A 14,113-nucleotide genomic window follows, 5' to 3' on the forward strand; every position below is an offset into this window, starting at 1 on the left:
AACAAAACCTTATGAGTTATACGCTGTAGTATAATTCAAACTCTTTTGGATGTGTTGCACGAGAAACGGCTTCACATTCAGCTGTTTTAAGTGTGATATAGGCATCAATAGCATCATTAGAGAATACGCCGCCTACGGTTAAGAAGTCACGGTCAGCATCCAGTGCCGCAAGCGCTTCTTCAAAAGAAATAGCAACTTGCGGGATTGCATCCGCTTCTTCTTTAGGTAGGTCGTAAAGATCTTTATCGAGTGACTCTCCCGGATGAATCTTGTTTTTGATACCGTCAAGACCAGCCATTAGCATTGCCGAAAAACCTAAGTATGGATTCATTGTTGGATCTGGGAAGCGTACTTCGATACGGCTTGCTTTAGGGGTTGGTACCATTGGAATGCGGATAGACGCACTGCGGTTACCTGCAGAATAAGCTAGCATTACTGGCGCTTCGAAATGTGGCACTAAACGTTTATACGAGTTAGTTGATGCATTTGTGAATGCATTGAGTGCCTTAGCATGTTTGATAATACCGCCTATATAGTAAAGGGCCATTTCAGAAAGGCCGCCGTACTGATCCCCTGAAAACAGGTTAACCCCATCTTTACCAAGAGACTGGTGACAGTGATTGCCTGAGCCGTTATCACCAACAAGTGGTTTAGGCATAAAGGTTGCTGTTTGTCCAAAGGCGTGCGCTACATTGTGTACCACGTATTTATAAATTTGCAGTTCATCGGCTTTTTTGACCATAGTGTTAAAGCGGCAAGCGATTTCATTCTGACCGGCCGTTGCTACTTCATGGTGATGCGCTTCAACAACAAGTCCCATCTCTTCCATGATTAAACACATAGCACTGCGAATATTCTGCGCAGAATCTACAGGTGCCACTGGGAAATAACCACCTTTGATACCTGGACGGTGACCTGTGTTACCTTCGTCATATGCAGTGCCTGAGTTCCAAGCTGCTTCTTTAGCATCTATTGAATAGAATGCGCCCTGCATAGTGTTACCATATTTGACATCGTCAAACAGGAAGAATTCTGGCTCAGGGCCAAATAAAATAGTGTCTGCAATACCTGTTGAACGTAGATATGCTTCGGCACGTTTAGCAACAGAGCGCGGATCTCTGTCATAACCAAGCATAGTATTTGGCTCTAAAACGTCACAACGTAAATTAAGCGTTAAATCATCAGTAAACGGGTCGATAACTGCAGTTTCAGGAACTGGCATCAATACCATGTCTGAATTTTGAATACCTTTCCAGCCGGCAATTGAAGAGCCATCGAACATTTTGCCATCTTCAAAAAAGTCTTCCGTAACCTGATGAAATGGAACAGATACGTGCTGCTCTTTACCGTGTGTATCAGTAAAGCGTAAATCAACGAATTTTACGTCTTGCTCTTTGATTAGATCAAGAACATCTTGTGCTGTTTGTACTGACATGTTTAGAACCTCAATAGGCATTAAGAATGGACAGTAACCATAGCAAAAATATTTTATAACTCAAGCAGGATCAAACGCAGTAACTCGAAATCATCACAGATTATTTTTTCCTAACAACTCAAATAGCCCTAATTTACGCACCATAACGGTGCGCCGCTGCGCTATTTTGGTGCTGCTCGTCGGTTTGGGTTACTGATAATCCAGAAAAGAACCACTAACTGCCATATAAATTAATTGTGACGTAGTTAAAACTTTCTATTTTTTTTATTATGGTTACAATGTGCGCGTTTATACCAATTAGATAAGTTCAGTCTGGGGAATAGTCCTCTGCTAGATTCATCTAATTGGTATTTTAAATTAATTGTTACTTTTGAGGCTCATCATGTCGTTAGAAAAATTAAGAAATATTGCTATTATTGCTCACGTTGACCACGGTAAAACAACGCTGGTTGATAAATTGTTGCAGCAGTCTGGAACATTAGATTCACGTGGTGGCAGCGAAGAGCGCGTAATGGACTCTAACGATTTAGAGAAAGAGCGTGGTATTACTATCCTTGCTAAAAATACAGCGATTGTGTGGAATGATTACCACATCAATATCGTAGATACGCCTGGACACGCCGATTTCGGTGGTGAAGTAGAGCGCATCATGTCAATGGTAGACAGCGTCTGTCTTATCGTTGACGCGGTTGATGGTCCAATGCCGCAAACTCGTTTTGTAACTCAAAAAGCGTTTGCTTATGGCCTTAAGCCGATTGTTGTTATTAATAAAGTAGATAAACCAGGTGCACGTCCTGAATGGGTTATGGATCAGGTCTTTGATCTTTTTGATAACTTAGGCGCAACTGATGAACAGTTAGATTTCCACGTTGTTTATGCCTCAGCATTAAATGGTTGGGCAAGTAATGATATGGAAAAAACGACGGATAACATGGAAGATCTATTCCAAACTATCGTCGATAACGTTTCGCCACCTGTAGCTGATCGCGAGGGTGATTTGCAGATGCAGATCTCGCAACTTGATCACAACTCATACGTGGGTGTTATCGGTGTCGGTCGTATTACGCGCGGTAGTGTTAAAGTGAACCAACAGGTAACTGTAATTGGCGCTGACGGTAAAAAACGTAACGCTAAGGTCGGTCAAGTATTAGGTTACTTAGGACTTGAACGTACTGAGATGGAATCTGGCGATGCTGGCGATATCGTTGCGATTAGTGGTTTAGGTGAACTGAAAATTTCCGATACTGTTTGTGCACAAAACAATGTTGAAGCAATGACACCATTAAGTGTTGATGAACCAACGGTAACCATGACTTTTCAAGTAAACAACTCACCATTTTGTGGTAAAGAAGGTAAATACGTAACATCACGTAATATCATGGATCGCTTACAAAAAGAGTTGGTGCATAACGTTGCACTAAAAGTTGAAGAGACTGATGATCCGGATAAATTTAAAGTATCTGGTCGTGGTGAACTGCATTTAGGTATCTTAATCGAAAATATGCGTCGTGAAGGTTACGAGTTAGCAGTATCGCGTCCTGAAGTTATTGAACGCATGGTTGACGGTAAATTACACGAGCCGATGGAAACACTAACGGTTGATATCGAAGAGCAACACCAAGGTGGTGTAATGGAACAGTTAGGTATCCGTAAAGCGGAACTAACTAATATGACACCCGATGGTAAAGGCCGTGTTCGTTTAGACTTTATGATCCCAAGTCGTGGTCTGATCGGTTTCCAAACTGAATTTATGACATTAACGTCTGGATCTGGCCTTTTATACCATTCATTTGATCACTATGGCCCACATAAAGGCGGTACTATTGGTCAGCGCCAAAATGGTGTATTAATTTGTAATCAAACAGGTAAAGCGGTTACTTACTCTCTATTCTTCCTGCAGGATCGTGGTCGTCTGTTCCTTGGTCATGCTACAGAAGTATACGAAGGTCAAATCATCGGTATTCATAACCGTAATAATGATTTAACCGTTAACTGTGTACGCGGTAAATCATTAACTAACGTTCGTTCATCTGGTACAGATGAAGCGCAAACACTTTCACCTGAAATTGTTTTAACGCTTGAACAAGCGCTTGAGTTTATTGATGTTGATGAGTTAGTTGAAGTAACGCCAAAAAGCATTCGTATCCGTAAGAAGCTTCTTACTGAAAACGAACGTAAACGTGCATCGCGTCCAACTAAATAGTAATTAGTTAGCAATAACAGCTTAATAAGGTCTTACCTCGGTAAGACCTTTTTTTTATCTATAATATGGGTATTATTAAACAATATCAGTCAGTAAGGGCAAAGCCGATGGACAAGCAGTTGATTTTCGATAAAGCTAAAGCGACATACACGTACTTGAGTTTTGTGTTTCAGCGCTGTCAGCAGGATAATATTAAGGTGCCAGCAGGGCATCTTGCTTATGTGACTCTATTATCTATAGTGCCTTTATTAGCCATTATCTTTTATATGTTATCGGCTTTTCCCATGTTTTCCGAACTCAATAAAATAATAGAAGATCTTATCTATAATAATTTCATGCCAACTTCCGGTGATGCCATTAAAGTACATATGACTGGTTTTATCGAAAACACCAAAAAAATGAGTATGATGGGAATCGCTTCGTTAATCGTTATCGCTTTACTGTTGATCTCAACAATCGATCAAACGATCAACCGTATTTGGCGCTGCACGAATAAACGATCAAAAGTGCAGGCCTTTACTATCTATTGGACTATTTTGAGTCTGGGGCCAATTATTATCGGCGGCAGCATCGCCTTAAGCTCCTACCTTTTTACCTCTTTCCAGGAAGTCGGTTTTCTTTCACTAGGCCAGAAATTATTGGGTTTAATGCCATTTATGTTTGCTTGGATCGCTTTCGCTGGGATTTATACCTTAGTGCCGCATCAACGAGTAAGATTTCGCTACGCACTAATAGGTGGATTCGCCGCTTCTCTGTTGTTTCATTTTGCGACCGATCTGTTTACTTTATATATTACCAATTTCCCATCGCAACAGATAATTTATGGCGCACTTGCTGTGATTCCGATTCTTTTTTTATGGATCTATTTTAGCTGGCTAATCGTTTTAATTGGCGCCGAAGTGACGGCAACGCTGGAGGAATTTTTACACCAAAGCGGCCCCGTTCAAGGTGTGGATATATGATTGCATTAATTCAACGTGTTACGCAGGCAAAGGTCGAGGTGGCGGGGCAGAATGTGGGGGAAATATCAGCCGGCTTATTAATTTTATTAGGGATTGAAAAAGGCGATGATGAAAAAAAATGCAAACGACTCGCACAGCGTGTTTTAGGTTATCGGATCTTTTCTGATAGTGATGATAAGATGAATCTTAATGTACAGCAGGCGGGTGGAAGTTTATTGGTAATTTCACAATTTACCTTAGCTGCAGAAACCAAAAAAGGGTGCCGGCCCGGTTTTTCCAAGGGCGCAGAGCCATCTGAAGCGAAGCGACTTTACCAGCTGTTTAATAAAAACTGCGCAGAGATGGGGAGTAAGGTTGAAAGCGGAGAGTTTGCTGCCGATATGCAGGTCAGCTCAACCAATGACGGACCAGTGACCTTTTGGTTGCAGGTTTAGAAAAATAGAACTTTATGCCCAAACTACCTGAGTAGACTAACTGTTCTTAACTCTTTTAATGAGATATTTGTATGCCACGATTAAATTTAACCCCTTTCGTTGCCAGCTGCTTTTCTTTGCTTTTGTCTGCAACAGCTATTGCCAACACCACAGCTGCTAAACCTGAGTCTACTATGAAATCTTTTGAGGTAATTAATACTGTCATAAAACAGAGCCCTAATGATCCGCGCGTCTACCAGATGATTCGTCTGAATAATGGCTTGGATGTATTGTTAGTCTCCGACCCGGATTTAGAAAACAGTGCCGCTTCATTATCAGTGCCTGTCGGCAGTATGCATAATCCTGATCAGCAATTAGGTTTGGCGCATTATTTAGAGCATATGCTTTTTTTAGGATCGCAGCGTTACCCAACGATCAATGAATACAGCAAATTTATGAGTCAGCATGGTGGTTATACCAACGCCTACACTTCTCAAGAAAGTACCGTTTATGGTTTTGAGGTCAATGATGAGTATTTGGGGGAGGCGCTGGACCGATTGGCAGATGTGATGCGTGCTCCGCTGCTTGATGAAAAATATGCAGAAAAAGAGAGGCATACGGTTAATGCCGAGAACAATACTTATTTTGATAATGATATGCGCAAATTATATGCGCTGCAACGCTACACCCTTAATCCCGATTATCCGATGGCCCGTTTTAGTACAGGGGATTTAACCACATTAATTGATAAACCCGGGAGTAAGTTACAAGATGAATTAGAACGTTTTTTTGACAGCTATTACTCGGCTAATCTAATGAAAGTGGCGTTAACCAGCCCGCGCTCAATCGCAGATCTCGAACAAATGGCGAGCTCATATCTGAGTCAAATTCCCAATAAAAACGTGCAAAAACCTATTATTCTTGCCCCTATGTTGACAGAGAAAGAGTTGGCAATAAAAGTAGAAATGAAACCCACTGCTGATATTAAATTATTACAGGTAAACTTTTTAGTCCCGAGTGTCAAAGATGAATATATGTATCAACCGGGTGGGTACATTAGCCGTTTATTAGGCTCGGAGAACCAAGGTGGACTGTCTGACTATTTAAAAAAGGCGGGATTAGTTGAATCTGTGATGGCAGGGTTTTATGCCCCCTATAGTGATAACTACTCGCAGTTCACCATACAGTTTAAACTGACTAATTCAGGTTTAAAGGCGCAAGATACAATAATGGCGGGTCTATTTGCATTTATCGAATTGATTAAAAAACAGGGGATTAACGAGTTACAGTTTAACGAGCAGAAAAAAAGTTTAGAAACCAGTTTTGAATTTTTAACAAAAAATGCAGGCTTTAACTATGTGATGGGACTGTCGGCTAATATGCAGAACTATCCAAATCAGGATTTACTGTTCTTCCCTTATCGTCTCGATGGCTTTAATGAAAAATTTATTGCGCAGTTATTAACTTACCTGACGCCGAAAAATAGCCGCCTATTTGAGTTAACGCCCGATGCAAAAGGTGGAACAGAGATTCCCCATTATCAAGGCGAGTATGCAAGCCATGCTATTTCCGAGCAAACACAGCAAGCCTGGTTAACACAAGCCGCTGGTATCAAATTGCTTCTACCTAGTGTCAATGAGTGGACGCCTGAAAACCTAAGCCTAATAAAAAAACAGCAGACGGAAAAGGCGGTGCAGATAGTTAATCAGTTAGGCCATTCAGTCTGGTTTCAACAAAGCAGTTATCTAGATGAGCCGAAAGCAAGTTTTAAACTGCAGCTTAATAGTAATATTAGCGACCAAAATGCGGCATCGCGTGTCACTATGAGTCTGCTGTTAACTATGCTTAACAAGCAATTTGCCGAATTAACGTTTGTCACTCAGGAAGCGGGATTAGGTTTCTCATTAAGTAGTTCAAATGGCCTGCTGATCAGGACATCGGGTTACAGTGATAAGCAAGATAAGCTACTGTTAAATATCTTAACCGAGATTAAAAACGCTCGGTTTAGTGAGCAATCACTTACCCTTGCGAAGCAGGAGTTAGATAGACGGCTTAACAATAAATCCAAGATTAAAGCGATGGATTTAGCGATGGACGGCTTTCGGCAGGTGGTACGCATCCCTGCCTGGTCAGATGCGACGTTACTTGCCCAAATAGATAAAGTCAGCTTAAAAGATCTTGATCTTTTTGTAAAAAAACTGTTTGAAAAATCAAGCTTACGGTTATTAGCTTTGGGTAATTTAAGCCAACAGAAGGTACTGGCGTTAGATGCTGAGCTTGCCAAAATCGTGGCGATAGAGGCCAAGCCATTTTATGCGATTGCGCGTTTGCATGCTAATTTGAAACAAGGCCCGTTAAATTACCAGCTTAGTTCGACGCTCCAAGATGATGCATTAGCCTCTATTTATCTTACTGATTTACAAGGTGATAAACCCCTTGCCATTGCTGAACTGTTAAATAAATTTTTAGCCCCTGCATTTTACGATCAAATTCGTACTCAGGAGCAGCTAACCTATTCTCCCTTTACAGCGAGTTTTCCGGTCAATGACAGTGTGGCTTTCGGTCTCTTTACACAAAGTCCTGCGGCCGATAATGGTCTGTTATATGACCGTTTTGCTGTTTTTATAGAAAATTTTAGTCAGTTATTAAATACAACGACGGCTGAAAAATTCAGCGCCATTAAAGATGCCCATATCGCCAACTATTTAGCCAAACCGACCTCTCTTGCAAAGGAGTTTTCATACCTGAGTAATGAATGGTTAAATGTCAGAAAAGAGATTAATAATAAACAAGCTTATATTCAATGTTTGCGTGAAACGTCATTGCAGGAGATACAAACATTTTATCAGCAGATATTTATAGAGGGTAAAAATAGGCAGGAGATAATAATTCAGGTTCAAGGAGAAAAATTTATCACCTCTCCGCGATTAACTCTCGAAGGAGAAGTGAAAATAATGGATGTGGATCTATTGCCTAAATAATTTTTCTTTTTATCGGTTTTCTAAAATGCCCTGTGCAATGCAGGGCTAATACAATAACTTAGCCATTAATTTCAGGTCATTGCTCACAAAAAAGATGGGATTATTACTTGTTGGTGTTTGTTTGTTGATAAAATGTTAATCTAATCTAGTGACTCTAATACAAGAAAATGCACTTAATGATCCCTTCTCTATTATTTCTTCGTAAACTATTCATGCTGGTTTTCACATTTATTGCCATCTGTGGAGCATTAAGTGTATCTGCTCAGCAGATAACATTTAACCCGCAAGAGTTACTCTATTTAAAAGAGAACTCAACCATTAAAGTTGCTGGCGAGAAGGCTTGGCCGCCCTTTAATTTTATCGAAGACAAAAAAGTTAAAGGCTACTGCAACGATTTAGTGCGTCTAGTGGCACAAAATATTGGATTGAAAATTGAGTTTGTCACGGGGTATGACCGTTCTGATTATGTTGCAATGCTGGCAAAGGGAGATATTGATCTTATCCCCAATATGAAAATCACACCTGAACGAGAAAAGTCAGCCATTTTCACACAGTATAAACCGCTCAATGCAGTTAATGGTTTGTTGACCCTTAACAAAACGGCTGATTATGCCAATTTTAGCTATCTGAAGAATAAAACTGTTGCATTAGTGCGGGGCTTTTTTTATGAAGAGTTGATGCGTAGTCATTATCCGGAAATAAATTTATTATTGACCAATAGCACGGAGGAGTCGGTTGAGCAATTAGCGCTCGGGAATGCTGATGCAGTTTTAGACTCTTATGCGGTGATAAATTATTATATTCAGCGAAATTTTATAAGCGGAGTAAAGAACACGCCTCTCTTTACCCACCCTATATTTAATTATCCACCTCTGTATATGGGGCTTAATAAAAACAACTCCGTCCTGCGTGATATTTTAAACAAAGGTTTATTAGCCATTTCAGATAATGAGTTATCTCAATTACAAAAAAATTGGTCATCCTCTACACAGCAAACAAATCAATTTACAGATACAAATTTCCAGGAAAAAATGCCTATCTTTAGAGAAAATGAACGTCTTTATCTGCAGCATAAAGGTGATTTGCGGATCTGCGTTGATCCCGATTGGCTGCCAATAGAAGGCCTTAAAAAGGGTGAGTATGTCGGCATGGGGGCTGACTTTGTGCGCTTATTCAGCCAACGTATAGGCAATGTTATAAAACTGGTTAAAACCGATTCCTGGACAGAAACACTCGATTTCGCCAAGCAGGGGAAGTGTGACGTTATCCCTTTGATTAATAAAACAGAAGAGCGGCAGCGCTATCTATCATTCTCGTTTCCATATCTGCGTTTTCCATTGGCATTAGTCACCAAAAAAGATCGTTTAATCGCTAAGATTGACGAGGTTTTAGATAAACCTTTGGGTATTGTGAAAGATTACGCTTACAAAGATTTTTTTGAAAATAAGACCCCTCACGCTAACCTACGGGAATTTAGCTCGGCAAAGCTGGGATTAGCTGCGGTTGAGAGTGGCGAAATTTATGGTTTTATTGATTTACTCCCTGTGATGGCTCAACAAATTAAAAGCACTTATCCGGAACTTAAAATTGCGGATAAATTTGACCATAAGTATTCGCTTTCTTTAGCCGTTACTGGTGGAGATACGCTTCTCCTGGCTATTCTTAATAAGGTAGTTGCATCAATTTCAGTGCAACAACATGATCAAATAGTTAACCGCTGGTTACCGTTGGTTTATGAAAAAGAGTCTGATTTAACCTGGCTATGGTATCTGTTAGCGGCTGTTATTTTTATCTTTTGTGTATTTACTATCTACTCTGCTTCTCTGCTCAAAGCCAATCGAAAACTTACCAAGGTGCAAGCAAAGCTAGAGCAGTTAGCTATGCGTGATACCTTAACGGGATTAGCAAATCAGAAGTATTTTATCGACTCATTAAATAACGAGTGGTTGCGGGCAAAACGGTCGAAGTTACCACTTTCTGTTGTGATCTTAGATATTGATCATTTTAAAAAGTTTAATGAGCTGCATGGGCGATATGCTGGTGATGATTGCCTAGTGGAGTTTGCGCGTCGCTTACAGCAATTGATCACGCGTCCGGCCGATTTAGTGGCTCGTTATGATGGCGAAGAGTTCGCGCTGATTTTGCCGGAAACGGATGAGGATGGCGTTAAAGTGATTGCTGCAGATATTTTTTATCTTTTACAGCAGTGGGCATTAACAGACGATAGAATCGCTTCTGCAACGCCGTTCACCATTAGCGCAGGCTGCGCAACCCTATTTTTTAATGATCGATACAAAGCCGATGAGCTTACTCGTCGTGCTTATAATGGCTTGTTTCAAGCACAACATAATGGTTATAACCAGTATGTGCTTTACGGACATTATAGCCAAACTACTTGAAGATACAGATTCAAATCGTTTGGCTATACAATTAAACTTTCTTCGCGTGACCTCAATTCACTTTAATCTTATAATGCGCTTTCATTTTTCAGAAGGCTTTTTAACTTATGCGTCCTAGTAATCGAACTCCAGAACAAAATCGCGATATCAAAATCACCCGCAACTACACTGATTATGCAGAAGGTTCCGTATTGATTGAGATGGGCAATACTAAAGTACTTTGTAATGCATCTGTTTCTGATTCTGTGCCACGTTTTTTAAAAGGTAAAGGCAAGGGCTGGGTAACGGCTGAATATGCCATGCTGCCTCGTGCCACACATACTCGTAATATGCGTGAATCTGCAAAAGGTAAGCAGGGCGGGCGTACATTAGAAATTCAACGTTTAATTGCACGTTCACTGCGTGCTGCCGTTGATTTAGAGGCGTTCGGTGAAAATATGATCACAGTTGACTGTGATGTTATTCAAGCCGATGGAGGCACGCGAACGGCTTCTATCACAGGTGCCTGTATCGCATTGGCTGATGCCCTTAACTGGATGGTTAAACAAGGCAAATTAAAGAAAAGCCCGCTTAAGCAGATGATTGCAGCTGTTTCAGTCGGCATTTATAAAGATACACCCGTGTGCGATTTAGATTATGCTGAAGATTCAAATGCGCAAACGGATATGAATGTGGTAATGACTGAAACAGGCGGGTTAATTGAAATTCAAGGTACTGCAGAAGATGGGTCATTTAGCCATGAAGAGCTATTAGCTATGCTGAGCCTGGCAAAAGGCGGTATCGATGCACTAATCGTTGAGCAGAAAAAAGCGTTAAACATGGAGTAATAAAATGAAAGAGTATCAAAAAGAATTTATTGAATTTGCAATCGAAAAAGAGGTTCTAAAATTCGGTGAATTCACTTTGAAATCTGGTCGTATCAGCCCCTATTTTTTTAATGCAGGCCTGTTTAATACGGGCCGTGATTTGGCCCGTTTAGGGCGTTTTTATGCAGCAGCATTAATGGACTGCGCCATCGAGTTTGATCTGTTATTTGGCCCTGCATATAAAGGTATTCCAATTGCTACTACGACAGCGGTTGCACTCTCTGATAGTTATAATTTAGACGTGCCTTACTGCTTTAACCGTAAGGAAGCCAAAACGCATGGAGAAGGGGGCAGTTTGGTTGGCTCTGAACTGACCGGTAAAGTGATGCTGGTTGATGATGTGATCACCGCTGGCACTGCGATTCGTGAGTCAATGGATATTATCCAGGCGCACAATGCCCAGCTTGCTGGTGTATTAATCGCCCTAGATCGCCAGGAGAAAGGCAAAGCTGAGCTGTCAGCGATTCAAGAAGTTGAGCGTGATTACCACGCAAAAGTTATCTCTATCGTGCAGCTAAGTGATCTGATTACTTACCTAGAAACAAAGCCCGAAATGCAAAAGTACCTTGCTTCCGTCAAAGCGTATCGCGAGCAATACGGCGTATAAACTGTAACGTTTTTAAACTTCCTCAAAAGCCACTTGTTAGTGGCTTTTTTTTATATCAACTATTTTTAAGATGTTTGAGATCTTGATAGGTGATAGATGTTAACTCGTTGTGATGCTCTTTTATAAAACGTTCTAATTTTATGAGAGAGTAGGGCGATAAGCTTTTTGGATGGCCCATCACATTAAAAATACTGTTTTTATCTGCTAATTTTAGATGCTCTTTAAATGCTTTCTCTAATTGCCCTGCTTTTGAACCATCAATCATAACTGGCCCATAAGTTGTTTTAGTTAAACGTTCAATATAATAACTTCGATTGGCCAGCATCGCATGGCCATCGCCAAAGGGGGTAAAAAGATGGCTGGAAAACTTTTTACGCAGTGCGAGCTTCCAAAAAAATAGCGGAGATGTTTTAGTGGCACTGATCGGGAGCTCCGTAAAGCAGCCGTCTTGATCTATAGTGAGAGGATCATCATCAAAGTACCAATAGGCTTTATTGGGCATCGCATTAAAATCAAACCAGCGTGTTGGATCATCAGAATGCCCCTGTGAAAAGACCGTACTGTCTAACCAAATGTTATTATCTTGCAGAGCTTGTTTTATTGTCTCAAAGGGCTGTAAACACCAACCGCCGGCCCGGAAAGCAAATATGGGTTGCTCACTGCATGATTCGAGCTCTTGTTTATAACTTGCGACTATTTCATCAATTTCCTGTGGGCTAAAATCATGTAGACGGTAGCGCTGGGTATTAATAACCCAGCCATTGCCATCATAATAGCTATCTTCCCAATGAGGATGAATATGTAGTTGTATATCATGGCCTTGTGAAGAGAGTGATTTTAATTGCTCTTTAATCGCATCATATTGATTTTTAAGAATAGGGAATTCAAGCGATTGCTGCTTTAGTTTAACGAGAAATCCCGCATCAACAAATAAGCTGACTTTGTAATTATGTCTATCTAACAGTTCAAGTAATTTTTTTGTCGGATGAATGATACAACTTTCAACGCTACCAGAATTATTACCAAAAAAAATCTCATAATCTAAGCTGAGTAACAACTGAACTTGATTGTTTTCCATTATTCATTCCAATTGAAGTAAGTAAATAGATGATAATAACGCATTTCATACTAGGGGATAAGTGCCGGTTAATCTTTGTGGGGAAGTTTTCCAGATCTATAAAAAAACCCAAGAGTAAATTATTACTCTTGGGTTTAATGGGATATTTATTATTTAGGTTTGATTATGCTTTTTTGTTACGACGAGCGAAACCAAAACCGAGTAGACCCAAACCTAGCAAAGCGGCGCCAGCTGGTGCAGGAACTGCAGTTGATGAGAAAGACATATCATCGCTAACGCCATTTGCAGTCACTATCCAAGTGCCAGCCGTTTCATCTAAATACGGATTAGTACTAGTAATAGTACCGTTACCACCAATAATCGCAAAATTTATCCCACCAATTGATGCAAGTGTATTAGTATTGATGCTTGTAATCGTAAAAGTAAATCCACCTACCGACCAGAAAGCGTAAGGAGTAGGGCTTCCAACAACGAAGTCTGTAAATGGAGCTATATTATCTTCCAAGCCATCAAAATCACCTGTTACAAGAGAGTCAAAATCACTAACTTTTGTACCATTAAAATCCATTGCAGTGACTTCAGTTGCATTGGTAGAGACAGTAGCGGAACCAACGAAATTAATAGTCCCATCAATAAGCTTTGCAGAGGCTGTACTGGTTGCTAGTAAAAGCAGCAGTGAAGTTGTTAATAAACCTATAAATTTATTCATGTTCAGTTTCCTTAAAATAGGTGTTTTTTACTAAATTGTTAATATTTAGCAATTCACAATACAAATTGCATGTAATGTGCCACTTTTAAAATACACTTTATTATCAATAAGTTGTAGTAAGGAGATATCTAAATAAAAGAGAAAGGTATTTGACTTGTAAAGTTATTCAACAGTGCTGTTTTTGCGTTATAGATGAATTATTGTTTTTCAATAAATTAGGCATGCATTTTTTAAGTGGCTAGGGAGGTAAGTCAGCTGTTATACGGACTTTTATTTGTTAAAACAGGGATTGTTTTTAATATCTTATTTATATCAAATATATCAACCGTTCTTTTTCTTGGTTACACTCTATTTTTTTTAAAAACAGAGTGTAAATTTTTCCGTCAGATCATTGCTGCTATGTTTCTAACTCGAGCCGGATCTTAATATATTAGTCATTAACTTAGAGCGTTTAAAAGCG

The 14,113-nt window shown here is 40.0% G+C and carries 10 protein-coding genes; 7 read left to right on the forward strand and 3 right to left on the reverse strand.

The features are described from left to right. Window positions 1–16: 16 nt before the first annotated feature. Window positions 17–1,435, reverse strand: coding sequence for a glutamate--ammonia ligase (glnA, locus tag ACJAT7_RS05165; RefSeq protein WP_415225734.1), 1,419 nt, complete (start codon window positions 1,433–1,435; stop codon window positions 17–19). A 382-nt stretch (window positions 1,436–1,817) separates the two neighbouring features. On the opposite strand from glnA, the gene typA reads away from it, so the two are divergent. From typA to pyrE, 7 genes are all read left to right on the forward strand, one after another. Next, window positions 1,818–3,638: a translational GTPase TypA gene (gene typA / locus ACJAT7_RS05170; protein ID WP_415225735.1), complete on the forward strand. Its 1,821-nt coding sequence runs from the start codon at window positions 1,818–1,820 to the stop codon at window positions 3,636–3,638. A 107-nt stretch (window positions 3,639–3,745) separates the two neighbouring features. Continuing rightward, entirely contained in the window at window positions 3,746–4,600 is an 855-nt protein-coding gene (locus ACJAT7_RS05175) for a virulence factor BrkB family protein (RefSeq protein ID WP_415225736.1), read from the forward strand. After that, window positions 4,597–5,034: a D-aminoacyl-tRNA deacylase gene (gene dtd / locus ACJAT7_RS05180; RefSeq protein WP_415225737.1), complete on the forward strand. Its 438-nt coding sequence runs from the start codon at window positions 4,597–4,599 to the stop codon at window positions 5,032–5,034. The genes ACJAT7_RS05175 and dtd overlap by 4 nt, the downstream gene beginning before the upstream one ends. A gap of 71 nt (window positions 5,035–5,105) precedes the next feature. Next, window positions 5,106–7,994, forward strand: a complete 2,889-nt coding sequence (locus tag ACJAT7_RS05185) for an insulinase family protein (protein ID WP_415225738.1) — start codon at window positions 5,106–5,108, stop codon at window positions 7,992–7,994. Between the two features lie 176 nt (window positions 7,995–8,170). Next, window positions 8,171–10,393: a transporter substrate-binding domain-containing protein gene (locus ACJAT7_RS05190; protein WP_415225739.1), complete on the forward strand. Its 2,223-nt coding sequence runs from the start codon at window positions 8,171–8,173 to the stop codon at window positions 10,391–10,393. A gap of 107 nt (window positions 10,394–10,500) precedes the next feature. Continuing rightward, window positions 10,501–11,220 carry a ribonuclease PH gene (gene rph, locus ACJAT7_RS05195; protein WP_415225740.1) on the forward strand — a complete coding sequence of 240 codons (720 nt, stop codon included), beginning with the start codon at window positions 10,501–10,503 and terminating at the stop codon, window positions 11,218–11,220. Window positions 11,221–11,224: 4 nt separating this feature from the next. Beyond that, the gene (pyrE, locus tag ACJAT7_RS05200) at window positions 11,225–11,866 is read left to right on the forward strand and encodes an orotate phosphoribosyltransferase (protein ID WP_415225741.1); all 642 of its coding nucleotides are present in this window, start codon (window positions 11,225–11,227) and stop codon (window positions 11,864–11,866) included. 55 nt (window positions 11,867–11,921) lie between these two features. Here pyrE and ACJAT7_RS05205 read toward each other — a convergent pair whose 3' ends face one another. Together ACJAT7_RS05205 and ACJAT7_RS05210 are read right to left on the reverse strand one after the other, a co-directional pair. Then, window positions 11,922–12,944, reverse strand: coding sequence for a hypothetical protein (locus ACJAT7_RS05205; RefSeq protein ID WP_415225742.1), 1,023 nt, complete (start codon window positions 12,942–12,944; stop codon window positions 11,922–11,924). 163 nt (window positions 12,945–13,107) lie between these two features. Next, complete coding sequence (locus ACJAT7_RS05210; protein WP_415225743.1) at window positions 13,108–13,653, reverse strand: PEP-CTERM sorting domain-containing protein; 546 nt, start codon at window positions 13,651–13,653, stop codon at window positions 13,108–13,110. Window positions 13,654–14,113: the final 460 nt, after the last annotated feature.

It is taken from the genome of Psychromonas sp. (assembly GCF_047632995.1).
Classification (GTDB): domain Bacteria; phylum Pseudomonadota; class Gammaproteobacteria; order Enterobacterales; family Psychromonadaceae; genus Psychromonas.

Excerpts from the sequence above, each read along its gene's own strand:
- glnA (WP_415225734.1), bottom strand. The coding sequence starts at position 1,435 with ATGTCAGTACAAACAGCACAAGATGTTCTTGATCTAATCAAAGAGCAA.
- typA (WP_415225735.1), top strand. The coding sequence starts at position 1,818 with ATGTCGTTAGAAAAATTAAGAAATATTGCTATTATTGCTCACGTTGAC.
- ACJAT7_RS05175 (WP_415225736.1), top strand. The coding sequence starts at position 3,746 with ATGGACAAGCAGTTGATTTTCGATAAAGCTAAAGCGACATACACGTAC.
- dtd (WP_415225737.1), top strand. The coding sequence starts at position 4,597 with ATGATTGCATTAATTCAACGTGTTACGCAGGCAAAGGTCGAGGTGGCG.
- ACJAT7_RS05185 (WP_415225738.1), top strand. The coding sequence starts at position 5,106 with ATGCCACGATTAAATTTAACCCCTTTCGTTGCCAGCTGCTTTTCTTTG.
- ACJAT7_RS05190 (WP_415225739.1), top strand. The coding sequence starts at position 8,171 with ATGATCCCTTCTCTATTATTTCTTCGTAAACTATTCATGCTGGTTTTC.
- rph (WP_415225740.1), top strand. The coding sequence starts at position 10,501 with ATGCGTCCTAGTAATCGAACTCCAGAACAAAATCGCGATATCAAAATC.
- pyrE (WP_415225741.1), top strand. The coding sequence starts at position 11,225 with ATGAAAGAGTATCAAAAAGAATTTATTGAATTTGCAATCGAAAAAGAG.
- ACJAT7_RS05205 (WP_415225742.1), bottom strand. The coding sequence starts at position 12,944 with ATGGAAAACAATCAAGTTCAGTTGTTACTCAGCTTAGATTATGAGATT.
- ACJAT7_RS05210 (WP_415225743.1), bottom strand. The coding sequence starts at position 13,653 with ATGAATAAATTTATAGGTTTATTAACAACTTCACTGCTGCTTTTACTA.